Source organism: Parvibaculum sp. (assembly GCF_039973015.1).
Taxonomy (GTDB): Bacteria; Pseudomonadota; Alphaproteobacteria; order Parvibaculales; family Parvibaculaceae; genus Parvibaculum.
The window spans coordinates 264,079-290,282 of the sequence record NZ_JBDWLT010000010.1 but is presented as its reverse complement, the minus strand read 5'-3'; the positions used below and the strand labels follow the sequence as shown (position 1 = coordinate 290,282).

At 61.4% G+C, this 26,204-nt stretch carries 26 protein-coding genes; 3 read left to right on the top strand and 23 right to left on the bottom strand.

Annotated features, from left to right (window positions below; genetic code table 11):
- Positions 1-194 precede the first annotated feature (194 nt).
- The gene (irrA, locus tag ABJO61_RS12645; RefSeq protein WP_348325029.1) at positions 195-620 is read right to left on the bottom strand and encodes an iron response transcriptional regulator IrrA; all 426 of its coding nucleotides are present in this window, start codon (positions 618-620) and stop codon (positions 195-197) included.
- Between the two features lie 317 nt (positions 621-937).
- Here irrA and fabA point away from each other — a divergent pair, with 317 nt between their 5' ends.
- The 3 genes from fabA (at position 938) to fabI (ending at position 3,671) form a co-directional block, all read left to right on the top strand.
- Positions 938-1,459, top strand: coding sequence for a 3-hydroxyacyl-[acyl-carrier-protein] dehydratase FabA (gene fabA / locus ABJO61_RS12640; protein ID WP_348325031.1), 522 nt, complete (start codon positions 938-940; stop codon positions 1,457-1,459).
- Positions 1,460-1,509: 50 nt separating this feature from the next.
- The gene (gene fabB, locus ABJO61_RS12635) at positions 1,510-2,736 is read left to right on the top strand and encodes a beta-ketoacyl-ACP synthase I (RefSeq protein WP_348325033.1); all 1,227 of its coding nucleotides are present in this window, start codon (positions 1,510-1,512) and stop codon (positions 2,734-2,736) included.
- A 65-nt stretch (positions 2,737-2,801) separates the two neighbouring features.
- Positions 2,802-3,671: an enoyl-ACP reductase FabI gene (gene fabI, locus ABJO61_RS12630; RefSeq protein WP_348325035.1), complete on the top strand. Its 870-nt coding sequence runs from the start codon at positions 2,802-2,804 to the stop codon at positions 3,669-3,671.
- Between the two features lie 9 nt (positions 3,672-3,680).
- Here the strand turns inward: fabI and ABJO61_RS12625 are convergent, their stop codons facing one another.
- The 22 genes from ABJO61_RS12625 to ABJO61_RS12520 form a co-directional block, all read right to left on the bottom strand.
- The gene (locus tag ABJO61_RS12625; RefSeq protein ID WP_348325037.1) at positions 3,681-4,292 is read right to left on the bottom strand and encodes a DUF4893 domain-containing protein; all 612 of its coding nucleotides are present in this window, start codon (positions 4,290-4,292) and stop codon (positions 3,681-3,683) included.
- A gap of 76 nt (positions 4,293-4,368) precedes the next feature.
- Positions 4,369-6,558 (bottom strand): polyribonucleotide nucleotidyltransferase, encoded by a 2,190-nt coding sequence (gene pnp / locus ABJO61_RS12620; protein WP_348325039.1) that lies wholly within the window; start codon positions 6,556-6,558, stop codon positions 4,369-4,371.
- Positions 6,559-6,876: 318 nt separating this feature from the next.
- A complete protein-coding gene (gene rpsO, locus ABJO61_RS12615) occupies positions 6,877-7,146 on the bottom strand; it encodes a 30S ribosomal protein S15 (protein ID WP_293337263.1) in 270 nt (89 codons plus the stop codon).
- A gap of 11 nt (positions 7,147-7,157) precedes the next feature.
- On the bottom strand, positions 7,158-8,081 hold the full coding sequence (gene truB, locus ABJO61_RS12610) for a tRNA pseudouridine(55) synthase TruB (RefSeq protein ID WP_348325041.1): 924 nt from the start codon (positions 8,079-8,081) through the stop codon (positions 7,158-7,160).
- Positions 8,082-8,086: 5 nt separating this feature from the next.
- Complete coding sequence (rbfA, locus tag ABJO61_RS12605; RefSeq protein ID WP_348325043.1) at positions 8,087-8,521, bottom strand: 30S ribosome-binding factor RbfA; 435 nt, start codon at positions 8,519-8,521, stop codon at positions 8,087-8,089.
- Positions 8,522-8,600: 79 nt separating this feature from the next.
- Complete coding sequence (infB, locus tag ABJO61_RS12600) at positions 8,601-11,246, bottom strand: translation initiation factor IF-2 (protein WP_348325045.1); 2,646 nt, start codon at positions 11,244-11,246, stop codon at positions 8,601-8,603.
- A 31-nt stretch (positions 11,247-11,277) separates the two neighbouring features.
- Positions 11,278-11,937 (bottom strand): RNA-binding protein, encoded by a 660-nt coding sequence (locus tag ABJO61_RS12595; RefSeq protein ID WP_348325047.1) that lies wholly within the window; start codon positions 11,935-11,937, stop codon positions 11,278-11,280.
- A complete protein-coding gene (gene nusA / locus ABJO61_RS12590) occupies positions 11,924-13,549 on the bottom strand; it encodes a transcription termination factor NusA (RefSeq protein WP_348325049.1) in 1,626 nt (541 codons plus the stop codon). Before nusA ends, ABJO61_RS12595 begins: the two co-directional genes overlap by 14 nt.
- A gap of 3 nt (positions 13,550-13,552) precedes the next feature.
- Positions 13,553-14,185 carry a ribosome maturation factor RimP gene (rimP, locus tag ABJO61_RS12585; RefSeq protein WP_348330564.1) on the bottom strand — a complete coding sequence of 211 codons (633 nt, stop codon included), beginning with the start codon at positions 14,183-14,185 and terminating at the stop codon, positions 13,553-13,555.
- A 133-nt stretch (positions 14,186-14,318) separates the two neighbouring features.
- Positions 14,319-14,939, bottom strand: a complete 621-nt coding sequence (gene trmB / locus ABJO61_RS12580) for a tRNA (guanosine(46)-N7)-methyltransferase TrmB (protein ID WP_348325053.1) — start codon at positions 14,937-14,939, stop codon at positions 14,319-14,321.
- A gap of 103 nt (positions 14,940-15,042) precedes the next feature.
- On the bottom strand, positions 15,043-16,212 hold the full coding sequence (gene metK, locus ABJO61_RS12575; protein ID WP_348325055.1) for a methionine adenosyltransferase: 1,170 nt from the start codon (positions 16,210-16,212) through the stop codon (positions 15,043-15,045).
- Positions 16,213-16,438: 226 nt separating this feature from the next.
- On the bottom strand, positions 16,439-16,816 hold the full coding sequence (locus tag ABJO61_RS12570) for a helix-turn-helix transcriptional regulator (RefSeq protein ID WP_348325057.1): 378 nt from the start codon (positions 16,814-16,816) through the stop codon (positions 16,439-16,441).
- 191 nt (positions 16,817-17,007) lie between these two features.
- Entirely contained in the window at positions 17,008-18,681 is a 1,674-nt protein-coding gene (gene lnt / locus ABJO61_RS12565; RefSeq protein ID WP_348325059.1) for an apolipoprotein N-acyltransferase, read from the bottom strand.
- 4 nt (positions 18,682-18,685) lie between these two features.
- Entirely contained in the window at positions 18,686-19,636 is a 951-nt protein-coding gene (locus ABJO61_RS12560) for a hemolysin family protein (protein WP_348325060.1), read from the bottom strand.
- A gap of 19 nt (positions 19,637-19,655) precedes the next feature.
- On the bottom strand, positions 19,656-20,213 hold the full coding sequence (gene ybeY, locus ABJO61_RS12555; RefSeq protein WP_348325062.1) for an rRNA maturation RNase YbeY: 558 nt from the start codon (positions 20,211-20,213) through the stop codon (positions 19,656-19,658).
- Positions 20,210-21,235, bottom strand: a complete 1,026-nt coding sequence (locus tag ABJO61_RS12550) for a PhoH family protein (protein WP_348325064.1) — start codon at positions 21,233-21,235, stop codon at positions 20,210-20,212. The genes ybeY and ABJO61_RS12550 overlap by 4 nt, the downstream gene beginning before the upstream one ends.
- Before the next feature lie 58 nt (positions 21,236-21,293).
- Positions 21,294-22,694 (bottom strand): tRNA (N6-isopentenyl adenosine(37)-C2)-methylthiotransferase MiaB, encoded by a 1,401-nt coding sequence (gene miaB / locus ABJO61_RS12545; RefSeq protein ID WP_348325315.1) that lies wholly within the window; start codon positions 22,692-22,694, stop codon positions 21,294-21,296.
- A gap of 128 nt (positions 22,695-22,822) precedes the next feature.
- On the bottom strand, positions 22,823-23,683 hold the full coding sequence (locus tag ABJO61_RS12540) for a lysophospholipid acyltransferase family protein (RefSeq protein ID WP_348325065.1): 861 nt from the start codon (positions 23,681-23,683) through the stop codon (positions 22,823-22,825).
- Between the two features lie 38 nt (positions 23,684-23,721).
- The gene (locus tag ABJO61_RS12535; RefSeq protein ID WP_348325317.1) at positions 23,722-24,213 is read right to left on the bottom strand and encodes a Fur family transcriptional regulator; all 492 of its coding nucleotides are present in this window, start codon (positions 24,211-24,213) and stop codon (positions 23,722-23,724) included.
- A gap of 70 nt (positions 24,214-24,283) precedes the next feature.
- Positions 24,284-24,799, bottom strand: a complete 516-nt coding sequence (locus ABJO61_RS12530; protein ID WP_348325067.1) for a GNAT family N-acetyltransferase — start codon at positions 24,797-24,799, stop codon at positions 24,284-24,286.
- Positions 24,796-25,491: a tRNA (adenosine(37)-N6)-threonylcarbamoyltransferase complex dimerization subunit type 1 TsaB gene (tsaB, locus tag ABJO61_RS12525; protein ID WP_348325069.1), complete on the bottom strand. Its 696-nt coding sequence runs from the start codon at positions 25,489-25,491 to the stop codon at positions 24,796-24,798. Before tsaB ends, ABJO61_RS12530 begins: the two co-directional genes overlap by 4 nt.
- A gap of 28 nt (positions 25,492-25,519) precedes the next feature.
- Positions 25,520-26,113 (bottom strand): malonic semialdehyde reductase, encoded by a 594-nt coding sequence (locus tag ABJO61_RS12520; protein ID WP_348325070.1) that lies wholly within the window; start codon positions 26,111-26,113, stop codon positions 25,520-25,522.
- Positions 26,114-26,204: the final 91 nt, after the last annotated feature.

Sequence of the window (26,204 nt, the reverse complement as noted above, 5' to 3'; positions counted from 1 at the left end):
CGCATTGTTCTCGCCGGGGTTCTCGCCGGGCTCCGCACCGGGGCTCACGAAAAACCTTCCGATGCCCGCCCTGCCGAATCCCGAACGGTTTCCGGCAGGAGGTTGAGCAAAATCCTATGCCCGCCCCAAAGAGAGGTCAATAGTTTGGAATATCTCCAAACAGTCTTTTTAGTGATTGTTTTTGCGACAAATTCTCAGTCGCGATTGCGGTCCTGAAGACGGACGATCACGTCCACACGCGCAACATCCATGCCCTCCGGCGCGTCGGGCAAGCTGCCGATCATCACCTCGTGGCCGGCGATATCCATGAGCGCACCATCCTTCTCGATGAAGAAGTGATGATGGTCATCCGTGTTGGTATCGAAATAGGTGCGGGCAGAATCCACCACAACCTCCCGCAGGAGGCCGACGCCGGTGAACTGGTGCAACGTGTTGTAGACGGTGGCCAGGGAAACGCTCACACCGGCCTTCTGGGCCTCGTCGTGAAGAGCTTCAGCCGTCACGTGGCGGTCACCGCCGTCGAACAGAAGACGGCCCAGCGCCAGCCGCTGCCGGGTGGGACGAAGCCCTGCTTCCCGCAGTCTGGTCAGTGTCTGTGCGTAGGGGCGTTCCTGCGTCACGGGCCTATCCTCTGGTACCGGGCGGGCTTCCAGTCCATTCTCTAATGTAGGACATGGGAAGCCTGCAGTTTGTAATCGTTACAAACAATAGATAGTGTGCCTGTCATATGCTTGTCAAGGGCAGGCCAAGGGCTCCAGTGGAGCTAACTGCCCGTATGCCAAGGGTTTGCGACGGCTCTGCTGTGTGTTACGAAGCGGCTAGACAAGCCATAAGGCGAAAAACCGGGGCGGCTCCACCGTCCCAAACTGGGGACGGCCCCGAGCGATTCCGGGTTACGGAGACCGCGACTCGAGAGGCCCTTTTTGAGCGGACGGTAATGGCGGATCAGAAATCGGCATATTCACACGAAGACCTGCTCGAATGCAGCCATGGCCGCATGTTCGGCCCCGGCAATCCGCAATTGCCGCTGCCTCCGATGCTGATGATCGACCGCATCACGCATATCAGCGAGACGGGCGGCGAATATGGCAAGGGGCAGATCGTTGCCGAATTCGACATCAAACCGGACCTCTGGTTCTTTGGTTGCCACTTCGAAGGCGACCCGGTGATGCCGGGTTGCCTCGGTCTTGACGGCATGTGGCAGCTTCTCGGCTTTTTCCTCGGCTGGATCGGCGCGCAAGGCAAAGGCCGCGCGCTCGGCGTCGGTGAAGTGAAATTCTCCGCAATGGTGACGCCCGCCGTGAAAAAGCTCGAATATGTCATCAACCTGAAGCGCGTCATCAACCGCAAGCTGGTGCTCGGCATGGCCGATGGCATCATCAAGGCCGATGGCGAGATCGCGTTCACGGTGAGCGACATGAAGGTTGGCCTGTTCGGTTCGACCGAACAGACTGCCTGAAACGGCACCGAGACACAGGACAAACCGACTGAAGTGAAAGAGAGGCTGCCATGAGGCGAGTGGTCGTCACAGGCATGGGTATCGTCTCCAGCATCGGCAACAATGCGCAGGAGGTCACGGCAAGCCTGCGCGAGGGCAAGTCCGGCATCGTGAAAGCGGACACCTATGCCGAGATGGGCTTCCGCAGCCAGGTGCACGGGAGCCTCAAGATCGATCTCGACGAAGCGGTGGATCGCCGTGCGCGACGCTTCATGGGCGACGGCGCGGCCTATGCCTGGATCGCGATGAACCAGGCGATCGCCGATGCGGGCCTCGAACCGGGCGATGTCAGCAATCCGCGCACCGGTCTTATCGTCGGCTCGGGCGGCCCCTCGACAAAGGCGATCGTTGCCGCCGCCGACACGGCGCGGACCGAGCCTGTGAAAGGCCCGAAGAAAGTCGGCCCCTTCGCCGTGCCGAAGGCCATGTCCTCCACCTGCTCGGCGAACCTTTCGACCTGGTTCAAGACCAAGGGCGTCAACTACTCGATCAGCTCCGCCTGCTCGACCTCGGCGAACTGCATCGGCAATGCGGCCGAGATGATCCAGTGGGGCAAGCAGGACATCATGTTTGCCGGCGGCGGCGAGGAACTCGACTGGACGCTTTCGGTCCTGTTCGACGCGATGGGCGCCATGTCCTCCAAGCGCAACGACACGCCGGAAAAGGCAAGCCGCGCCTATGACAAGGATCGCGACGGCTTCGTCATCACGGGCGGCGGCGGCATCGTCATTCTGGAAGAACTCGAACACGCCAAGGCACGCGGTGCGAAGATCTATGCCGAGATCGTGGGCTATGGCGCAACGGCGGACGGCGCGGACATGGTCGCGCCATCCGGCGAGGGCGCGGTGCGCTGCATGAAGATGGCGCTCGAAAACGTGAAGGCACCGGTCGACTACATCAATCCGCATGCGACCTCGACGCCCGTGGGCGACATTCCAGAGATCAAGGCGATCCACGATGTCTTCGGCGCCAAGACGCCGCCGATCAGTGCGACGAAATCCCTTACCGGCCATGCGCAAGGCGCGGCGGGCGTTCACGAGACAATCTACACGCTGCTCATGATGCAATCCGGCTTCATCGCCGCAAGCGCGAATATCGACGAGATCGACCCGGAAGTCGCGGATGCCAATATCGTCCGCAAGCGGATCGACAATGCGGAGATCAATCTGGCGATCTCCAACAGTTTCGGCTTTGGCGGCACGAACGCGACGCTGGCGCTGCAACGATATAACGGGTGATCGAGGCCCGAGGACGCAACCGGAAGCCCGGGAGCGCGGCCAGACAAATTGGGAACGACTGACGCATGCACGGTTCTGATGACGAGAAGGCGGGCGAGGACGCGCTGGTTCTGACGGGTCCGCTGATGAAGGGCAAACGCGGCCTCATCATGGGCGTGGCGAACGACCATTCGATTGCCTGGGGCATTGCGCGCGCGCTCGCCGCGCATGGCGCGGAACTCGCCTTCACCTATCAAGGCGAAAGCTTCGGACGGCGCGTGAAACCGCTGGCGGAATCCGCCGGCTCGAGCATCCTGCTGCCCTGCGACGTGATGGACGAAGCCAGCCTCGATGCAGCCTTTGCCACACTCGAAAAGGAATGGGGTGTGCTCGACTTCGTGGTCCATGCCATTGCGCATTCCGACAAGAACGAGCTGAAGGGCCGCTATGTCGACACGACGCGCGGCAACTTCCTGCGCACGATGGATATCTCCTGCTACTCCTTCACCGATGTCGCGCGGCGCGCAGCAAAGCTGATGACGCGGGGCGGCTCCATGGTAACGCTGACCTATGGCGGCTCGACGCGCGTCATGCCGAACTACAATGTGATGGGCGTGGCGAAAGCGGCACTTGAGGCAAGTGTGCGCTATCTTGCCGTCGATCTTGGCCGCCACAATATTCGCGTCAATGCGATCTCGGCCGGCCCGATGCGTACGCTGGCAGGGTCGGCGGTGGGCGATGCGCGCTTCGTGTTCAAGTGGAACAAGACGCATGCACCGATCAAGGAATCGATCGAGCTCGATCATGTCGGCGGTGCAGGACTCTATCTTCTCTCCGACCTCTCGGCGCGCGTATCCGGCGAAATCCACCATGTGGATGGTGGCTACAACATCATCGGCCTGCCGCGCCAGAGCGAGCTGACAAGCGGCCAGCCCGACAATGGCGGCGGCGAGTGAAGAGGCGGATCAGCGCCGCGTCATTTCCAGCACGTTGAAAGTCGATTCAAGCTCCGGCCAGGGGAAGACCGCGCGCGCCCTTCCGTCCTTCAAGAGAGAGACAACCGCGGGCTCGTCGATCAATTGCGGGTCGGTGACGCCGCCCTCCGGGCCCGAGTACTCGCGGACCGGCCCCGAATGGCCTTCATTCGGAGCGGCAAGCAACACCCAGCTTTTTTCATCGCGCAGATAAAGATAGCCGGACTGGCGCTGCGAACCGGTGAGCTTCTCGAAGAAAAGGCGGCCGTCTTTTTCCACGACCTCGCAGCGAAACCAGCCATAGACGACGAAACCCGCGAAAGGGCCACCCGCCTTGATGGTGCGGCAGTTCCACTGACCTTTCAGCTTTTCGGGGTCGGCTTCGGCAGTTTCCTCTTCCATGACGGAAACGAGTTCGTTGTAGGAACCGTTTTCCTCGCCCGCAACGCGCGACTCCATCATGCCCTTGGTCACCGCGTCTTCATAACGCTCCAGCCGGTCGAGGTCGTGGCTCGTTGCCTCGGAACGCCAGCTGAGCGGCGCCCCGGCAAGAACCGGGAAGGCGACGATCGAGGCAAAGGCAGCGAGGACGGCGAAGCGCATGGTCATCTCCAAAGAAAACGGGGCCGGATGGCTGATCCATCCGACCCCGGAATTCTAGCGACTTTGTGTCGAAAGGTCAGTCGCGGTCGCGACGACGGCCGCGGCCACCACCGCCACCTTCACGCTTCTCGCGCGGCTGTTCGGCGGGCTCGTTCTCATAGACGATCTCTTCGCCGGTTTCCTGGTTCACATGCTTCATCGAGAGGCGAACCTTGCCGCGATCGTCGAAGCCGAGAAGCTTCACCTTGACCTTGTCGCCCTCGTTGCAGATGTCGGAGACCTTCTCGACGCGGTTCGGCGCCATCTGCGAGATGTGCACCAGACCGTCACGGGGACCGAAGAAGTTCACGAAAGCGCCGAAGTCGACGACCTTCACGACCGTGCCTTCGTAGATCGCGCCCACTTCCGGCTCCGCAACAATGCCCGTGATCCAGTCGATGGCGGCCTTGATCGAGGCGGCGTCGGATGACGCCACCTTGATCGTGCCATCATCGGAGATGTCGACCTTGGCGCCCGTCTTTTCCACGATCTCGCGGACGACCTTGCCGCCAGTGCCGATGACTTCACGGATCTTGTCGGTCGGAACGGTGATCACTTCGATACGCGGCGCGTATTCGCCCATTTCGGGGCGGGCCGTGTCGAGAGCTTTCGCCATCTCGTTGAGGATATGAATGCGGCCGCCCTTCGCCTGAGCGAGGGCCTGCTTCATGATCGCTTCGTTGATGCCGGTGATCTTGATGTCCATCTGGAGCGAGGTCACGCCTTCTTCCGTGCCTGCCACCTTGAAGTCCATGTCGCCAAGATGATCCTCGTCACCGAGAATATCCGAGAGGACAGCGAAACGGTCGCCTTCAAGGATGAGACCCATGGCGATGCCCGCCACGGCGCGCTTCAGCGGCACGCCCGCATCCATCATCGCAAGCGAGGAGCCGCAAACGGTCGCCATCGAGGACGAACCGTTCGACTCGGTGATTTCCGAGACGAGGCGCAGCGTGTAGGGGAAGTCCGTCTTGGCGGGAAGCACAGCACGCAGCGCGCGCCATGCAAGCTTGCCGTGGCCGACTTCGCGGCGGCCCGTAAAGCCGACGCGGCCGGTCTCACCGACCGAGAAAGGCGGGAAGTTGTAGTGCAGCAGGAAGTTTTCCTTGTAGGTGCCTTCCAGCGCGTCGATGAACTGCTCGTCATCGCCGGTGCCAAGCGTCGCAACCACAAGAGCCTGCGTTTCGCCGCGGGTGAAAAGCGCCGAACCGTGGGTACGCGGAAGCACGCCCACTTCGGAGACGATCGGGCGGACCGTTTCGAGATCGCGGCCGTCGATGCGGCTCTTCGTGTCGAGGATCGAGTTGCGGACGATATCGCTCTCGATCGACTTGAAGACGCCGCCAACATCCGTTTCCGGCACGGCGTTTTCGTCTTCAGGATTGCAGAGCGCGGCCTTGGCCTTGTCCTTCGCCTTGGCGATGGCTTCGTGACGCTCGCCCTTGTCCTTCAGGCCGTAAGCAGCGCGAACATCTTCACCGACGAGTTCACGCACCTTGGCGACGAGATCGGAATTGTCCTTCACGTCGATGGCGCGCGGCTCTTTCGCGCATTTCTCGGCCATGCGGATGATCATGTCGATCACCGGCTGGAATTCCTTGTGGCCAAACATGACGGCGCCGAGCATGACGTCTTCGGAAAGTTCCTTGGCTTCCGATTCCACCATCATCACGGCATCGGACGTGCCGGCGACCACGAGATCGAGAGCGCTTTCGGACATCTCGTCGATCATCGGGTTGAGCTTGTACTCACCATCGATGTAGCCAACGCGCGCGGCGGCGATGGGGCCGAGGAAAGGCAGGCCGGAAATCGTGAGCGCGGCCGACACGGCGACCATGGCGACGATGTCGGGATCGTTTTCCATGTCATGGCTGACGACGGTCGCGATCACCTGGGTTTCGTTCTTGAATCCCTTGATGAAGAGCGGACGGATCGGACGGTCGATCAGACGTGAGACGAGCGTTTCCTTTTCGCTCGGACGGCCTTCGCGCTTGAAGAAGCCGCCCGGGATCTTGCCGGCGGCATAGGTCTTTTCCTGGTAGTTCACCGTGAGGGGAAAGAAATCGAGACCGGGCTTCGGCTTGCGTTCGCCGACCACCGTGGCAAGCACCGTGGTGTCGCCATAGGTCGCGAGCACTGCGCCATCGGCCTGACGGGCGATCTTGCCCGTTTCGAGGGTGAGCGTGCGGCCACCCCATTCAATTTCTTCGCGAGTGATTTCAAACATATCGGTTTCCTGTTCCGCGGCCCCGCTATCCATGCGTTCTTCCACCATCATGCGGCGGCCGCTTTTCTGCCGCTTCTGACGCGGCCGGACTGAAGGACGGATTTCCCGCAACTGCGCCGAATGCGCCTGGACCTTCAGGTCCGGAACCCGGCGCCGCGAGACGGGAGGCGGCGGGTCCAGCTGCGGCAACCGTCCGTAGACGGACGAATGCCTCTGTTTACGCGATCCCGAAAGACGCGCGCCCGCCCGCGAGATTCACGAAGAACCTCTGGGCAGGCGCCGTGCAAAGCAGAACCGTTGGGGCAATAAGCACCCCTGTTACCGCCGAATCCCCAGACGGGAGATCAGCTTTTCGTAACGCGCCTGATCCTTCCTCTTCACATAGTCGAGAAGGCTGCGGCGCTGGCTCACCATCTTCAGAAGACCGCGACGCGAATGGTTGTCCTTCGCGTGGCCCTTGAAGTGTTCGGTAAGGTTGACGATGCGCTCGGTAAGGATCGCGACCTGCACTTCGGCAGAACCTGTGTCGCCGTCCTTGCCGGCAAATTCCTTGATCAGCTGAGCTTTGCGCTCCGGCGTAATCGACATCGGGTGTCTCCTCAATTCACGAGGTTGAAAACACGCACGGGGCGAAGCTCGCCTTGCCGGTATTCGGTCAGGGCCACCGGGTCTCCCCGATGGGTCGCCAGAACCGATCCGGAAAGGATGGGTGCGTCGCGCCCGCGCAACAAAACGCCCTGACCCTTTCTTAATCGGGCCGCATCTTCCCCGCTTACGGCCTGCGCCGGGATGTCGTCCAGCGCGGTCTCAAGCGGCAGCAGATGGACCCTGGGTCCGGGAGCGGGCGCAATATGGCCCAAGGCGCAGAGTTTATCCAGAGGAATTGCGGCCTCCTCGCGGAAAGGACCGTGACGGGTGCGCCGGAGCGCCGAAACATGGGCGGCACTGCCCAGCTCGCGGGCGAGATCGCGGGCAAGTGAACGGACGTAAGTCCCTTTGCTGCAAGAGATTTCCAGCTCCGCATGGTCCGCGTCAGGCCTCGAAACCAGCGCAATTTTATGGATTTCGACGGACCGGGCGGCGAGTTCGACCTCTTCGCCTGCCCTCGCCCTGGTATAAGCCCGCTCGCCATCGACCTTCACGGCCGAGAAAGCCGGCGGCACCTGCTCGATCATGCCCCGAAAACGGGGGAAAACCGCCTCAATCTCACTATCCGAAGGGCGATGGGCGCTTTCGGCCGTCACCTCACCCTCGGCGTCGTCCGTCGACGTTTCGGCGCCGAAGCGCATGGTGAAACGGTAGGATTTGGACGCATCCAGAATAAAGGGAACGGTTTTGGTCGCCTCGCCCAGCGCCACAGGCAGGATGCCCGTCGCAAGCGGGTCGAGCGTGCCGGCATGGCCCGCCTTCTGGGCATTGAAGGCGCGGCGGACCCGGTTCACGACATCGGACGAGGTCGGTCCCAGAGGCTTGTCGACGATGACCCAGCCCGAAATCGCCTCACCCTTCTTGCGCCGCGCCACGAGGCTCAGTCCTCTTCTCCGGCCTCGTCGCCGGTCGAGAGATCACGGGCCACTTCCGGGCGGTGAAGAAGGCGGTCAATCGCCTCTGCATTATCGAAGGAGGTGTCGGGCTCGAAAGTCAGGTCAGGCATGAACTTGAAGGTAACTTCCTTCGAGAGCTGGCCGCGAAGGAACGCGCGGACACGGGTGAGCGCGGCGGCCAGCGCCTCGGCATCGCCATGGCCAAGCGGCGCAACGAAACAGGTGGCATGGCGCAGGTCCGGGCTCATGCGAACCTCGGTGACCGAGAAACTACGGTCATTGAGTTCAGGATCGCGGATATTGCCGCGCGAAACCACATCGGCCAGCGCGCGGCGCACGAGTTCGCCTGCGCGCAGCTGACGCTGGCTCGGTGCATTGGAGCCCTGACGGCCCTTGTTCGATCCGGATCTTCTCTGCATGACTTGTGCGCTCAGCTTCGGCCCCGCCCGAACGGCTTTCGCCGTCCGGTTTCCCGGCAAGGGGAGACGGGGGTTCACATCAGTCGAGGGTGCGCTTCACCACCTCGACGTCGAAGCACTCGATAACGTCGCCCTTGCGCATGTCCTGATAATTCTCGAAGGCCATGCCACATTCCTGACCGGACTGCACTTCCTTCACTTCATCCTTGAAGCGCTTCAGGGTCGAGAGTTTGCCTTCGTGGATCACCACATCGTCGCGGATAAGGCGGACGTGAGAACCGCGGCGCACCACACCTTCGGTGACACGACAGCCCGCGACCTTGCCGGTCTTGGAGATGTTGAAGATTTCCAGAATCTCGGCATTGCCGAGGAAGGTTTCACGCAGTTCCGGCGAAAGCATGCCGGACAGCGCCGCCTTGATGTCGTCCACGAGATCGTAGATCACCGAGTAATAGCGAATTTCAATGCCGCCCTGACGCGCCGCATCGCGAGCCTGCACATTGGCGCGGACATTGAAACCGATGATCGGCGCGTTGGAGGCGGTCGCGAGCGTCACGTCGGATTCTGTGACGCCGCCGGCGCCGACATGAATGACGCGTGCCGTGACTTCGTCGGTACCGAGCTTTTCGAGCGCCTGCACGATCGCTTCGGCCGAGCCCTGCACGTCAGCCTTGACGATGATGGGCAGTTCCTTGCGATCCTGCTCTTTCAGCTGGGACAGCATCTGGTCAAGCGAAGCGCGGCCGCCGGTGCCTACACGCTTGTCACGCTGGACGCGCTGTCGATAGTCGGTGATTTCACGGGCACGGCCTTCGCTTTCGACCACGCTCATCACGTCGCCCGCTTCCGGCGCGCCGCCAAGGCCGAGAACCTCGACCGGCTGAGACGGACCGGCAGACGGCACATTCTCGCCGCGGTCGTTGATGAGCGCACGGACGCGGCCCCATTCGGTGCCGGCCACGATGATATCGCCCACACTGAGCGTACCGCGCTGAACGAGAACGGTACCCACGGGGCCACGGCCGCGATCGAGCTTCGCTTCGACGATGATGCCTTCGGCGGCACGGTCGGGGTTGGCCTTCACCTCAAGCACTTCGGCCTGAAGCAGGATCGCTTCTTCCAGTTTGTCGAGGCCCAGGCCGCTCTTCGCGGAGATTTCGACCGACATGACGTCGCCGCCGAAATCCTCGACCACGACTTCGTGCTGCAACAGTTCGTTCTTCACGCGAGACGGATCGGATTCCGGCTTGTCCATCTTGTTGATGGCAACAATCATCGGAACGCCCGCCGCCTTCGCATGGCTGATCGCCTCGATGGTCTGCGGCATGACGCCGTCATCCGCAGCAACGACGAGGACGACGATATCCGTCACCTTCGCACCGCGCGCACGCATCGAGGTAAAGGCGGCATGGCCCGGCGTATCGAGGAAGGTGATCCGGTCGCCGGATCCCAGCTCAACCTGGTAGGCGCCGATATGCTGCGTAATACCGCCCGCTTCGCCTGCCGCCACGTCCGTCTTGCGGAGCGCATCGAGGAGCGAGGTCTTGCCGTGGTCAACGTGACCCATGACGGTCACGACCGGCGCACGCGGCTTCTTCAACTCCGCGACATCGTCCTCACCGACGAGGCCTTCTTCAACGTCGGATTCCGCCACGCGCTTCACCGTGTGGCCGAGTTCCTCGGCAACGAGCTGGGCTGTATCGCTGTCGATCACATCCGTGATCTTCAGCATGATGCCCTGTTTCATCAGGATTTTCATCACATCGACGGCGCGCTCCGCCATACGGTTCGCGAGTTCCTGGATTGTGATGACTTCGGGGATAACAACTTCACGGATGATCTTCTGCGGCGCTTCCTGCACACCCATGTGCTTCTTGCGCTCACGTTCGACGCGGCGGCGCATGGACGCAAGCGAGCGCTGGCGGCCACTATCGTCGTCGAATGCCTTGGTGATTGTCAGCTTGCCGCGCCTGCGCTCTTCATTGCGGCGCACAGCCGGCTGCTTGGGCGCGGCATGACCGGCACTGCGCTTCGGCTTGTTGTCTTCGTCCGCGTCTTCCGCCGTCAGTTCCTTGCCGCTCGGACGCGCCGGGGCAACCACAGGTTCATCGGGGCCGCTGCGGCGCTTAGCATCTTCCGCGGAGCGGCTACGGGCTTCCTGTTCCGCGGCCAGACGCGCAGCTTCTTCCGCGGCACGCGCGGCTGCGGCGGCACGTTCACGTTCACGGCGCGCATCTTCCTCGGCAAAGCGCCTGGCTTCTTCCTCGGCCCGGCGGCGATCCTCGCCCTCGCGCTCGCGCGCGCTATCAAGCGCCTGTGCGCGGGCGTTCTTTTCTTCCTCGGTGAGCGTCCGCAAAACAACGCCAGAGCGCGCACGCGCAGGTTTCTTTTCCGCAGCAGCAGGCGCCGGGGCGGGAGCGGGCGCCGGAGTGGGGGCAGGGGCGGGCTTCACCGCTTCGGGAGCCGCAGGCTTCTTTGCCTCGACAGGAGCGGGCTCCGCCGGGGCTGGCGCCGGAGCGGTTTTTGCCTTCTCCTCGACGGGCGCCGGAGCGGCCTCGGAGCCCGACTTCAGCGTACGCTTCTTCTTCTTTTCGACGACCACCGATTTCGAGCGCCCATGCGAAAAGTTCTGGCGCACATGGCCAGATTCAACCGTCCGCTTGAGGCTCAGCGTCTTGCCGCCCGCTTTCGGTTTCCGTTCGCTCGTATCGGCCTGATCGGTCATTCGTATCCTTCGTTAACCTGCGCACCACGCCTCACATGGCATGGGCCTTTTCCGGGCGGTCCTTCCGCCCATAGCGCGCGAGCCTGGCGAGATCCGCCATGACTTTCGCCTGCATGCGTCCCTGGATCAGGGCTGCATGTATCACATTTCCGCGCCCCAATGCCAAACCCATTTCATCTGCCCAAAGAGGCATCAGAACCGGCACATCGCCCAGAATCCCTTGTTCTTTAACCACTCTGAGGCGCTGCTCGAGTTTGCGGCGGCCATCTTCGGCGCCGTCCCGGGCTTCGATCAAAGCAGCCACCCGACCTTTGTCGAGAGCCTTCAAAACCTTCTCAAAACCCGCCTCCAGCGAGCCTGCCTTGCGGGCAAGCCCCAAAGCATCGGCCGCGCGGCGGGCCATGAGCCGTTCGACAAGGTCGGCAAGCCCCGGATCCGCGATGGCGGGCGCTTTCGCGGCCCTTGCGAAGTGACCCTTCGCCGCCGCTTTTTCAACCGCTTCACGCGTACCCGTGACCCAAAGGCCACGGCCGGGCAACTTTTCCGCCAGATCCGGCACAACCCGGCCTTCCGGGTCGAGCACAAAGCGGAGAAGGCCTTCCTTGCCGCCGCTCTCGCCGAGAACGATACACCGGCGCTCGGAGACTTCAGAGCGCTCGGGACCGTTCACTGCCCGGTCAGGCTTCTTCACCAACCTCGCCTGCTTCCTCCGAACCCTCTTCCTCGCCCTCTTCTTGCTGAGCAAGGTCGGCTTCGGTGATCCAGCCCGCCTTGAGGCGCGCCTGCATGATGAGAGCGTTCGCGTCATCGGCGGAAACATCGAAGTTTTCGAGGATGCCCTGCTGATGCTTGCGCTCGCCGTTCACCGTTTCGTTCCAGCCGATGAGATCGTCGGTGGCGCAGCCTGCGAGATCCTCAACGCTCTTGATATCGTTCTCGCCGAAAGCGACGAGCATCTTCGGCGTGACACCTTCGACCTCGCCCACTTCGTCGGCAACGCCGAGCTCGCGGCGCTTCGCGTCATATTCGGCGTTCTGACGCTCGATGAACTCCACGGCGCGGCTCTGGATTTCCTGTGCGGTATCCTCGTCGAAGCCTTCGATGTCGGCGATTTCGTCGAGATCGACGTAAGCGACTTCCTCAATGGACGAGAAGCCTTCGGATGCCAGAAGCTGCGCGATCATTTCGTCGACGTCGAGCGCCTCGGCAAACATCGTGGTGCGGCTCAGGAATTCGGCCTGACGGCGCTCGGATTCCTCGGCTTCCGTGAGGATATCAATATCCCAGCCCGTGAGCTGCGAGGCAAGGCGAACATTCTGTCCGCGACGGCCGATCGCAAGGGAAAGCTGGTCATCGGGGACCACAACTTCAATGCGCTGCGCATCTTCATCGAGCACAACCTTCACGACTTCAGCAGGCGCAAGCCCGTTCACGATGAAGGTCGCGGCATCGGGCGACCACTGGATGATATCGATCTTTTCGCCCTGGAGTTCGTTCACCACGGCTTGCACACGGCTACCGCGCATACCGACGCAGGCGCCGACCGGATCGATCGAACTGTCGTTCGACAGCACGGCGATCTTCGCACGGCTGCCGGGATCGCGCGCAACCGCCTTGATCTCGATGATACCGTCGTAAATTTCCGGCACTTCCTGAGCGAAGAGCTTGGCCATGAACTGCGGATGCGAGCGCGAAAGGAAAATCTGCGGGCCGCGCTGCTCGCGACGGACGTCATATATATAGGCACGGACACGGTCGCCATTGCGGAAGGTTTCGCGCGGGAGAAGTTCGTCGCGGCGCACGATCGCCTCGCCACGGCCAAGGTCGACAATCACGTTGCCATATTCGACGCGCTTGACGATGCCGTTCACGATCTCGCCGATGCGGTCCTTGTATTCATCGTACTGGCGCTCGCGTTCAGCGTCGCGCACCTTCTGGACGATAACCTGCTTGGCGGTCTGGGCGGCGATCCGCCCGAAATCGACGGGGGGAAGTTCGTCCTCTATGAGGTCGCCTGCCTGCGCGGCGGGGTTACGGCGCTGCGCAGACTTCATATCGATCTGCACAGCATCGTTCTCGACGTTCTCCACGACTTCGAGAAGGCGCACGAGACGGATATCGCCGGTCTGCGGATTGATGCGCGCGCGGATTTCGTTTTCCGCACCATAGCGCGAGCGCGCGGCTTTCTGGATCGCCTCGGCCATTGCTTCGAGGACGACCTCGCGGTCGATCGACTTTTCGCGCGCGACCGCATCCGCGATCTGCAACAGTTCAAGCCGGTTGGCGCTTACTGCCGGTGCCATTCTTTATTCTCCGTCGGAGGGGGCATCTTCGGAGGCGTCATTCGCCCCGCCCTGTCTTTTGAGACTTTCCCTTATGAGGTCATCGCTCATCACGAGCTTGGCCTCGCTCAACTTTCCGAAAGGCAGGCCGAGAACCTGCGGTTCCGAATATCCTTCAATGTCGCACTGAACAAGAACTTCACCGCTTTCAACGCCCTGAAGCAGGCCACGGAAACGCTTTCGGCCCTCAAGGGCTTCGCCAAGCTCAATCTTCACGTCGAAGCCCTGCCAGCGGTCGAAATCCTTTGGCCGCGTCAGCGGGCGGTCGATGCCCGGCGAGGAAACCTCAAGATTATATTCGCCGGGGATCGGATCCTCGACGTCGAGCACGGCAGAAAGAGTGCGCGAAAGCTCCTCGCAATTCTCGACCGACATGGTGCCGTCGGCACGTTCGGCCATGATCTGCAATGTCTGCCCATCCTGAAGACCGAAGCGGATGCGCACGAGTTCGAAGCCGATGCCTTCGGCGCTCGGCTGGAGCAATTCGAAGACCCGGCGCGCAACGCCATGCGGCGCAACGAGATGCGTATCGAGGATCGAAAGATCCGTCGCATCGTCTTCAGACTTCCTGTCGAGACCTGTCGAGGTCAAACGCATTCTCCAGAGCGGTTTTACGAAGCCCAGATAACAAAAAAAGCGGGCCCCCGTTTCCGGAGACAGCCCACTCTCTAGAGCGTCGCTGATCTGTCGGTGCATATATAGCGCCTTTTCGGGCGCAAGAGCAAGGGCCTCAGATTCGGCGGAAGGAAAGATAGCAGGGGGTTCGTCCCTCGCGGATCGCTTTCGCTTCGTAGCGGGTGCCGGGCCAGCCCTCGTAAGGTGTGCGCCAGCAGGCGGGACTCACAGCCGTCCAGAAAAAGGTTTCGCCCTCCTCCCGATTAAAGCGGCTCACATGGGCAAGGGTCCAGGCGATGTAGTCGGGAATGTCGCTGGCAAAACGCAGTTCACCACCGGGTTTCAGCGCCTTTGCGAGAAATCCGAGGGTTTCCGGGTTCACGAAGCGGCGTTTGTTGTGCCGCTTCTTGGGCCACGGATCGGGATAGAGAATAAAAGCCCGGTCGAGCGAGGCGGGTGCGAGGCATTCCAGCAGGAAGCGTGCATCGTCATTCAGGATGCGCACATTGGAAAGACCTCGAAGGTCGATTTCGGAAACGAGCTTCGCGACACCGTTCAGGAAAGGTTCGCACCCCATGATGCCGGTATCCGGGTGCATCGCCGCCTGATGCGCGAGATGCTCGCCGCCACCAAAGCCGACTTCGAGCCAGACTTCCTTCACCTCGCCGAAAAGCGAGCGCGGATCGAGCACACCTTCTCCAAATGAAATGGAGACCCCCGGAAAGAGGGTCTCCATCAAATTCGCCTGACGCGGCTTCAAAGCCTTGCCGCGGGTGCGCCCGTAAACATGACGGCGTGACGTTTCGCTTTCGCCCTTCACCGACGCACCTTGTTCCGGGTTAGCGGATTTCAGCCGCGATCTTGTCCGCGAGGTCGGTCTTCTCCCAGGAGAAGCCGCCATCGGCATCGGGGTTACGCCCGAAATGGCCATAGGCCGCCGTACGCTCATAGATCGGCTTGTTGAGACCGAGATGCTCGCGAATACCGCGCGGGCTCAGGTCCATGCACTTTGCCACAGCCTTCTCGATAGCTTCCTCATCCACCTTGCCGGTGCCGTGGAGGTCGCAATAGATCGAGAGCGGCTTGGAAACGCCGATCGCGTAGGAAAGCTGGATCGTGCAACGCTCGGAAAGGCCCGCCGCAACGACGTTCTTCGCGAGATAGCGCGACGCATAAGCCGCCGAACGGTCAACCTTCGTCGGATCTTTACCCGAGAAAGCACCGCCGCCATGGGGCGCCCAGCCGCCATAAGTATCGACGATGATCTTGCGGCCGGTGAGGCCCGCGTCACCATCGGGGCCACCGATGACGAACATGCCCGTGGGGTTCACGTAAAATTCCTCTTCCGGCGGGAACCAGCCATCCGGCAGCTCGGCCTGGACTGCCTCGCGAACAAGTTCGCGCAGGTCTTCCTGCTTCACGCCTTCCTTGTGCTGCGTGGAAACGACGACCGAGGTCACACCGACAGGCTTGCCGTTCTCGTATTTCATCGTGACCTGGCTCTTCGCATCCGGCTCGAACTGCGGCGTCTTGCCGGAATGACGGGCCTCTGCCATCCGCTTCAGAATGCGGTGCGAATAGTAGATCGGCGACGGCATGAGAACGTCCGTCTCGGTACAGGCATAACCGAACATGATGCCCTGATCGCCGGCGCCTTCATCCTTATTGCCGCTCGCATCGACGCCCTGCGCGATATGCGCGGACTGGGCATGGAGGAGAACTTCGCAGTCGGCCGTCTTCCAGTGAAAGCCTTCCTGCTCATAGCCGATCGCCTTCACGGCCTTGCGTGCCGTGTCCTCGATCATGTCCTTGGTGATGGATTCAGGGCCGCGGATCTCGCCTGCCAGCACGATCTTGTTCGTGGTGGTCAGTGTTTCGCAGGCAACGCGCGCATAAGGATCGGCCGCGAGATAAAGATCGACAACGGCATCGGAAATCCTGTCGCACACCTTGTCGGGATGGCCCTCGGAAACGGATTCGCTTGTGAACAGGAAATTTGACCTAGCCAAGTTGCTCTCCCTTATGGGTCTGAGATGAGTTCTGCGCCCGATCCGGCAGGCATGCCGGTCCGCGCTGTTCTTGTGCCGGGATGCAACATCGTAGCTCGTGTCGCGAAATGCGTATTCCTGCGGGTTCCGGCGGCTCTGGTTGTTGCAAGGATCGTATTCGGGGTCAACAGGAGAACGCAAAAAGATATGCACATAAGTGCATATCCCTGCATTATTAACCGTAATCTTACTGGTTTGGTGAGATTTCCGCTGTTTCGGGCTCATCGCCCTGCCCGCCGAGAGCCCTTATCAACTCCAGCAGGCGCCGGCGGAGCTTCGGATCGGAAATGGAAAAAAAGGCGCTGTTGAGCTGGATGCCCTCCGCCGTCGAGAGCAGAGAAAGGTCGATCCCTGCGCGCTCGCCCCCCTCGCTACCCTGAAGCGAGCCGTTTTCGAGACCCTCAAAAAAATACTCGATAGGAACGCCCAGAACCGCGCCAATCTCGTAAAGCCTGCTCGCCCCGATGCGGTTCGTACCCTTCTCGTATTTCTGGACCTGCTGAAAGGTGAGGCCGAGCGCCTCGCCCAGCTTTTCCTGGCTCATGCCAATAAGCATCCGCTGCATGCGGACTCTGCTGCCCACATGAACGTCGACCGGATTGGGCGATTTACGTGTCACGCTTGCGCCTTGGGGCCATTGAGAGAACCGGAAGCTTACAACTTCAGGTCGTCCCTCGCATCAAGGTTGCAGCGGAATTGGCGAAAACTCCGCACTGGCAGCCAATCCGGATGCAATCTGCCGGCCCGGCCCGAGCGTCAGGGGCGACCATTGGCGTGAGAGCGGCCATACCAGGCGGCGGCACCTGCGGCGACAAGCAGCAGCAGAAGGAAGAGGTCGCCAAGACGCGCATACAGTGTGGGTTCAAGCGCTGCGGGAAGGGGCGCATCTATAACGCCGCGTCCGTGCAGAGGCAGGCTTTCGACGACCCGGCCATAGGGATCGATCAGAGCCGAAATGCCGCTATTCGCAGAGCGCGCGATCGGCAGGCCCTGTTCCACCGCGCGCAGGCGCACTTGCGAGAAATGCTGATAGGGACCGGCGGATTCTCCGAACCAGGCATCGTTCGTGATGTTGACGAGCCAGGCCGGGCGTTCACCGGGCGCTACCACCTCACCGGGGAAAATCACCTCGTAACAGATAAGCGGGCCCGTGGACGGGAAGTTCTCAAGCGCCAGCGTGCGCGGCCCGGGGCCGGTCTCGAAGCTGCCCTGGAACTGGACAATCTTCTTCAGGCCGATACGTCCGAGCAAATGACGAAGCGGTACATATTCGCCGAAGGGAACGAGATGATGCTTGTCATAGGTTTCGGCGATCTCCCCGGATGAATTCACGATATAGAGCGAATTGTAGAAAACGCGCAGGCGGTTCGACGGGCCATCCGGTGCGGGCTCGCCACGGTTCGAGCCAGTCACGAGAAGCGCACCTTCAGGGAGCACGCGACCGATCGCTGCGAGCACATAAGGCTCGCGGGCGAGAAGGACGGGCACCGCATTCTCCGGCCACACAACAATTGTGCGGCCATCTATGCCCTGTGGATGCTCGGGCGTCGCCTCGCGCGACATCCGCAACAACTGGCCGATAATGGTGAGGACACGGTTGGGGTCGTCCCAATCTTTCGAGAAGGGCGTGTCGGGATGGACGATGCGAATGTTTACATCGTCCGCATAGGAAAGTTCCGCCGATGAAAGCCGCGCGGCGCCACCCACCCAGATGAGTGCAAGTCCTGCCAGCGCGATGGCGGGGGCGGCCAGGATTTCCCGGTCGAATGTTCGCTGCGCCTGCGGCCTCCGCGTATCGAAAACCGCGGGAGAGCCGACAATCAGCATGGTGACAAAGGAAAGACCGTAGACCCCGACAAGAGCGGCAACCTGCATCAACGCGTTGGACCCTGCAAAACTTTCCCCGATCAGGTTCCAGGGAAAACCCGTCAGCACATGGCCTCGCAGCCATTCGAAAATCGTCCAGAAGACCGCCAGAACCGCGACACGTCTGTAACCGTGGAACCAGAAGAGACGCGCAAGGGCGGCGGCAGCACCTGTGAAAAGCCCGAGCCCGGCCGGAAGCAGCGTTACGGCTGCCGGGAGCAGGAATGCGAATTTATCCGCCTCGACAAGGAAGGCGTTCCCGATCCAGTAGAGTCCGAAAAGAAAATAACCAAAGCCAAACCACCAGCCGACCAGTCCGGCACGCCACATGACACGGCGCCGCCGCGAGCGCGTCGGCTCGCCCACACCATCGAGAAGCCAGACAAGAACCGGGACCGTGATGAAAAGGATTGGCAGGAATTCATAGGGCGGAAGGGCAAGCACACTTGCCGAACCCGCAGCGAACGCTGTGAGATAGCGAGGCCATCCACGCAATTCCGGTAGCCATGAAGCGAAACGCGAGACGCGCGTCAACACCGCCGCAAGACCACTCTCTATCTGCACGGGTTCAGCCTTCCGTGCCGGAGGAGGCCGGCTCTTCCACCAAGGGCAGAAGGTGTATGCGCATATGCTTGATGCGCCGGGGATCGGCGTCCTTCACTTCAAATTCGAGTCCCGCAGGATGACGCACGAGCTCGCCGCGCAGCGGCACACGCCCGAGCAACGAAAAGACGAGGCCTGCAAGCGTATCGACATCATCCTCATTTTCTTCTTCCACGAGCCTCAATCCGATCATTTCCTCGAGATCTTCGATGGGACAACGCGCATCAGCATCGATAGACCCGTCTTCCCGCCGCACAAGAGCCGGGCCGTTATCCGTGTCGTGTTCATCCTCGATCTCGCCCACGATCTGTTCAACCAGATCCTCGATGGAAACGAGACCGTCCGTGCCGCCATATTCGTCAATGACGAGCGCGAGGTGAATGCGCGTCGCCTGCATTTTCACAAGAAGATCAAGCGCCGGCATCGAAGGCGGCACGAAAAGAACGTCACGCCGGATCGAACGAAGAGAAAAAGGCGGATGAGGTGCCGCGTTTTCACTGTCGCCTTCCAGCGGTGCGAACCATGCCAGCACGTCCTTCAGATGAACCATGCCGATCGGATCGTCGAGCGTTTCGCGATAGATTGGCATACGCGAATGGCTCGATTCACGGTAGAGACGCAACACATCCTCAAGCGAGGCACTTTCTTCGACACCGACAACATCCGCACGCGGCACCATCACATCGTCGACGCGCTGCTCGCCGAAATTGAGAATATTCACGAGCATATGCCGCTCTTCGGCCGTCAAGCCGCGATGCATATCCTCATGCTCCTCGATAACCTCCTCGAGGCTTTCGCGCAGCGAACTATCGCCATTGCCTGCAAGGCCGAGAAATGCGCGCAACCAGCCGAAGGGGGAGCGGTTGCGCGAGGTTCCTTCCCTTGCGGATGAAGTTCTGTCGGTTGTATCGGCCATGGTTCTTTCGGCGTTCTCGTCAGTGTCCAGTGCGCTCGGTGGCGTAGGGATCGGGAATGCCGAGATCCTCCAATATGTCTCGCTCGAGATCTTCCATGTCTTCAGCTTCGGCGTCTTCCAGGTGGTCGTGGCCAAGAAGATGGAGAACACCGTGGACCGTGAGGTGGGAAAGATGGCTCACGAAACTTTTCTGCTGGGCGGCGGCCTCACGGGCAATGGTTTCACGGGCAAGCACAACGTCGCCGAGAAGGGGGACGCTCCGCTTGAAGGCCTCCTCTGGCACGCCCGTATCCGGCATGTCAGCGGCAGGAAAAGACAGCACGTTGGTAGGGCCATCCTTGCCGCGATAAGCCTTGTTGAGTTTTGCGACGAGTTCATCGTCAGCGAGAACGATACAGAGTTCCGCTGCGTCACCCCCCCGCGTCACGACAAAAGCGTGCTCGGCTGCGCGGCGCACTGTTTCCTCCGTGCCGCTTTCCCATTCTCCGGCTTCGCGCAGAACGTCGATCTCAAGTCCGGAAACCGGACTTCGGCTCTTGGCGCTTCGTTTGCGCCCGGATGTGGCGCCGTCGTTCATTTTTTGCCGTCTCCGAGAAGATCCCGTTCCCGTGCGTTATACGCCTTCACGATGCGGGTCACCAGCGGATGCCGCACGACGTCGGCATCGGTGAAATGCACCGTCTCGCAGCCCGGCACGCCTTCAAGCACATCGAGAGCGTCCCTGAGGCCTGATTTTGCCCCGAGCGGCAGATCGACCTGGCTTGGATCGCCCGTGATCGCCATGCGGCTATTCTCTCCCAAACGGGTCAGGAACATCTTCATCTGAACGGGCGTACAATTCTGCGCCTCGTCCAGGATGACGAAGGAATTGGCAAGGGTACGTCCTCGCATGAAGGCCAGCGGCGCCACTTCGATCTCGCCGGATTCGATACCCTTCATCGCCTGCTCGCCAGGTAACGTGTCGTAAAGGGCGTCGTAGAGCGGCCTGAGATAAGGGTCGATCTTCTCTTTCAGATCGCCAGGCAGAAAGCCGAGACGCTCGCCAGCTTCCACAGCGGGACGTGACAGGATGATCCGGTCGACACGCTTCTGGAGCAGCATGGAAACGGCGACCGCCACCGCGAGATAGGTCTTTCCGGTACCCGCGGGTCCGACACCGAAAACAAGCTCGTTCGACATCAGGGCGTCAATATAGGTGCCTTGCGTCTGCGAGCGGGCGGCGATGACACGGCGCTTCGTGTGTATCTGGTGGCGGCCAAAGCCGCCTTGGGGCTTTTCAAGATCTGCGTCCGGTGCCGTCGCCAGACGGATTGCGCCATCGACTTCGCCCGGGCTCACGTCCTGCCCCGATTTGAGGCGCGCATAGAGATCCCGGAACACCCGGTCTGCCTGATTGCGTGCGTGCGCATTGCCCGTGATGACAAGCTTGTTTCCCCTTGAGGTCGCGAGAATGCCGAGACCTTGTTCGATACGCGCGAGGTTCTTGTCGTTTGTTCCAAAAAGCTCCGTGAGGAGACGATTGTCGTCGAAGGCGATGACGAGAGCATCGTCGCCACCGGCCTCGCTCCTGGATGTCTTTACGCCACCTGCTGCACTCAACTGCACCCTGTCCTTTCAACGTGCTCTTCGCACGGACAAAACGCGACCGTCCGACCGGTCATGCGGGCGCGGGTTCCTTTTCGAGAAGACGCCCGCGAAGAGAATTTCTGTGCCCCTCCTCGATCACAACATCGACGAGCTGCCCGAAGAGGCTTTCCGGCGCATTATCGATGTGAACCGACTGGAGATAAGGGCTGCGGCCGACAAGCTGGCTTTCGCTGCGGCCACGCCGGTCGAAAAGAACAGACATGGTGCTGCCAGCACATGCCTTGTTGAAAGCAATCTGCTGTTCGCCGAGCAACGCTTGCAGACGTTGAAGGCGCTCGCTCTTGATCTCTTCCGGCACCTGGTCCTCTTCTGTCGAGGCGGGCGTACCGGGCCGAGGGCTATATTTGAAGCTGTAAGCCTGCGCGTAACCGACCTCGCGGATGAGGGCGAGCGTCGCTTCAAAATCCTGTTCCGTCTCGCCGGGAAAGCCGACGATGAAGTCGGAAGACATGGCGATGCCCGGGTTGGCGGCGCGAATGCGCTCGACAAGGCGGATATAGCTTTCCGCATCGTGGCGACGGTTCATCGCGGCGAGAATGCGGTCGGAACCCGACTGCACCGGCAAATGCAGATATGGCATGAGTTCGGGCACTTCGGCATGGGCGGCGATCAACTCGTCGTCCATGTCACGGGGATGGCTCGTTGTGTAACGAAGCCGCTCTATCCCATCGATCCCGGCCAGACGGCGGATCAGATGTCCGAGCGATGCGGCCGCACCCTTGCCGTCATCGCCGTGATAGGCGTTTACGTTCTGGCCGAGCAGCGTGATTTCGCGAACACCCGCATCCGCCAGTGCGCGCGCCTCGTCGAGGATACGCATCACCGGCCGCGAGAATTCGGCACCGCGCGTATAGGGCACAACGCAGAAGGTGCAGAATTTGTCGCAGCCTTCCTGGATGGTGAGGAAGGCGGTGGCACCGCGCGCCAGCGTCTTGCGGCGCTCGGGCGCGGGGAGCGCCTCGAACTTGTCGTCAGCCGGAAAATCCGTCTCGACAATGCCCGGCCCGCCGTTCGAGAGGCGACCCACATATTCGGGCAAACGATGATAGGTCTGGGGACCGAGCACGAGATCGACCGCCGGTGCACGGCGGCGGATTTCCTCGCCTTCGGCCTGCGCAACGCAGCCCGCCACACCGATCACGAGGTTCTCACCCCGGCCGGACTTTTCCTTCTTCAGGTCGCGCAGACGACCGAGTTCCGAATAGACCTTTTCAGCCGCCTTTTCGCGGATGTGGCAGGTATTCAGAATAACGATGTCGGCATCTTCGGGTTGATCGACTTCGGTATAGCCGGAGGGCGCCATGACATCGACCATGCGGGCCGAGTCATAGACATTCATCTGGCAGCCATAAGTCTTGACGAAGATTTTCTTGCGCGTCTCGTCAGGGCCGTTCTCGGGGCCCGTGTCCAGCGCGACGTCTCGGGATGGCGCGGAATTATCGTGCAATGTGTGCGCTCGTCTCCTCGGGGAACTCAATCAACGGATAGAGCCTATCACGTATCGTGGACAGGCGGGGAAGGGAAAGGGCGGTCAACTGCTCAGCCCCCCGCCGCGCGAGGTCGGGCAAGGGCCCCGGGCACCTCCGCAGGCAGCGGAGCCTCTTCCCACCGGCCCGCCAAGGCCTCGGCAACACCGCGTCGGCACGAAGTCTCGCAATAGGCCGCAAGGGCCTTGCGGTTGCCTATTTCGCGGATCGTCACCGGCCGGTGATACTCGACAGTCACCTCGATGGGGCCCGTCTTGAAGGCCTCCCAGAGGTGCGGAAACATCTCCATGTCGCCGTACCAGGCGAAGAAAGGCCGGGAATAGCGGCTCATCGGCATCCCGTAGAGGCCCGTATAGGCAATTGAAACCGGTTGCACCACGAGGTCATCCTCCCGGTCCTGATCGCCATTGACGATGGTGAGCTGGGCCACGCTCATGAGCGCGCTCTTGAAGGAGAGAACCCGGTTGCCGTCGCTCGACGTACCCTCTGGAAAAAGAACCAGACGATCGCCAGCGGCGATGCGGGCATGGATCTCGTTACGGGAATGAGCGGTGCGAGTGCGCCGCTCACGCTCCACGAAAACCGTCTGCTGGAGCTTTGCCAGCGTACCGAAGAAAGGCCAGCCCGCCACTTCGCTCTTTGCCACGAAAGAACAGGGCGTGAGCGCCCCAACGATCGGAATATCGAGCCAGGAGGTATGATTGGCCGCAATCAGACAGGCGCCGTCCTCGTGAGGCGTACCGCGCCGTATGATCCTGATGCCGATCAGCGAACAGAGGAAACGGTGGTAGCGATTCGGCAGTTTACGTGCGTAGGGGAGATTCAGCTTCAGCCCGAGCCATTGCACCGGCATCAAAAGCAGTGCCGAGAGGATGAAGCCTGCCAGAAGCGTGGCGGCCCGCGCGGTTGCCATGGGCGTCTCCCGTCCTCACCGCCGTAACCGGCGCGGGACTACTCTTTGCTGCTCTTTGCGTCCGCTTTCTTTTCGCGGTTGAGCGGTACGCCATAAAGCTCAAGACGATGATCGACAAGCTCGAAGCCGAGCTCGCGGGCGATGATTTTCTGAAGGCGCTCGATTTCATCGTTATGGAATTCGATGACCGAACCTGTCTGCAGATCGATCAGGTGGTCGTGATGTTCTTCCGGCACCTGTTCGTAACGCGAGCGGCCATCACGGAAATCGTGACGTTCGAGAATGCCCGCCTCCTCGAACAGACGGACGGTCCGGTAAACCGTGGCAATCGAAATCTTGTTATCGACCGCCGCCGCGCGGCGGTAAACTTCCTCGACATCGGGGTGGTCGTGCGCAAGGGAAAGCACGCGCGCGATCACGCGCCGCTGTTCCGTCATCCGCATTCCCTTTTCGACGCAGAGATTCTCGATCCGGTCGGGATCGTTCGGTGTGTCTTCGGGGCGCAAGGCCGCTGTCGTCTTGTCTGTCATCGCGAGCATAATAGGCATGCGCCGCGCGTTTGTCATTAGCGAGGAAGTGTCTCGTAACCCTATAAAACCCCTACTCGATCAAGGATTTATGACGGCCCGGCAGGGATGGCAGATCGCATCTCAAGGTCCGGGCGGCAATGCGCGAGGTTCCTCGGGTGTAATAGGCGGGCCTCATGCCGACGAGGTAGAAGCCAAAGCGCTCATAGAGACGAAGCGCATCTCCATTGTCTTCCGCCACTTCAAGGAAAAGCGCGGCCGCGCCTGCCGCAATAGCCGCAGCCGCGGCAGCGTCAAGCAACTTGCGGCCGACCCTCCTGCCGCGCGCCGCCGGATCTACGCCAATGGTCAGGATTTCCGCTTCGCCGCCGCCCGCCCGCACCAGGACAAGTCCGATGGGCAATATTTCCGAATTGCCGTTTGCGGAAGCGGCCTCGGCCACAAGAGCATAAGCGCCCGGCATGGCGAGAAGGCGCGCGAGAGACGCGGCATCCCAAGCCTCTTCAAAACAGAGGGCGTGAAGGGCGGCAAGGCGTTCCAGATCCTCGGCACCCGCCCGCCGGATGTGGGGCTCGGGGTCGGCGCTCACGCGGTCTCGCCCGGATCGCGTCCGCCGGGAAGCTTCGCGTCAGGTGCGCGAATATAGAGAGGTGCGGGAGCCGTGCGGAAAGCATCCGCCCCCTGCTCGACAAGACGCCGGAGCGCAATGCGAGCGACGAGGGTGGCATCGGGTTGAGGACGGCACCCCGCCATTCTGAAATCCAGCCCGGCCGCCGCGAGCCGCGCGGCCACAAGCTCGCTGCCCGTACCCGCCAGCACGAAAGGACCGCGCGACAGATGTGCGGCCACATCGCCGAGATTGACGAGAAGCGATGCGGTTTGCGGGGCATGATTTGCGGAGAAAGCCTGCATGTAAACCTCGTCGCGCCGAGCGTCGAATGAAGCAAGGATGATTTCATCCGCTTCGGCGGCAACGGGTTCGGCCACGGCCTCAAGCGTCGTTACGCCGACAAGCGGCAGGTTTCTTGCCAAGGCAATACCGCGCGCCGCCGCGAGCCCGACACGCAATCCGGTAAATGTGCCCGGCCCGACAGTGACAGCGAGGGCGTCGAGATCGGAAAATCCAAGCGCGGCTTCCGCAAGCACCACCTCGACCATCGGCATCAGAGCCTCGGCATGACCGCGTGTGCGCGCCTCGAACGCGGAAGCGATCTCCCCCTCGCCATCGTGAACAGCCGCGGAAAGCGCACCTTGCGCGGTATCGAAGGCGAGGAGGATCAAGGATAAGGGCTCCGTAGGCGGATGACCGTTAGACGATGCTGCACGCGTCGTCGAAGGAAAGACGCGGACTGCGAGCAAAGAGACCGGCCGGATCGCCATGTCCGAGATTACAGAGGAAATTCGACTTTATATTCGTGCCCGCAAAAAAGAGTTCGTTCACCTTGTTCAAATCGAACCCGGACATCGGCCCGCAATCGAGCCCGAGCGACCGGGCGGCGATCATGAAGTAAGCGCCCTGCAGCGAACCGTTGCGAAAGGCGTTCATTTCCGCCCATTCATCGGACCAGTTGAACCAGGTCTTTGCCTCCGGCGCATGAGGGAAGAGTTCGGGCAGACGCTCATAGAACTTCACGTCATAGCCGATGATCGCCGTGACTGGCGCTTCCATGGTTTTCTTGAGATTACCTTCGGTGAGCGCGGGCGCGAGCTTTTCCTTGGCTTCCTTCGACTTCACGAAGATGATGCGTGCGGGCGACATGTTCGCGCTGGTGGGGCCCCACTTCATAAGCTCATAGAGCTGCTTCAGCGTCTCATCGGAAACCGGCTCATCCTTCCACGCATTATGCGTACGGGCTTCACGGAAAATGACGTCAAGCGCTTCGTCCCCAAGCTTGCCGCTCATGGGCTCTCTCCTTCGCGAGTAAACAGATGGCGTCACGATAGCGTTTTCGTGTCTCGACGCCAGCCCTCGCAACTGCATTCCGACTGGCAGT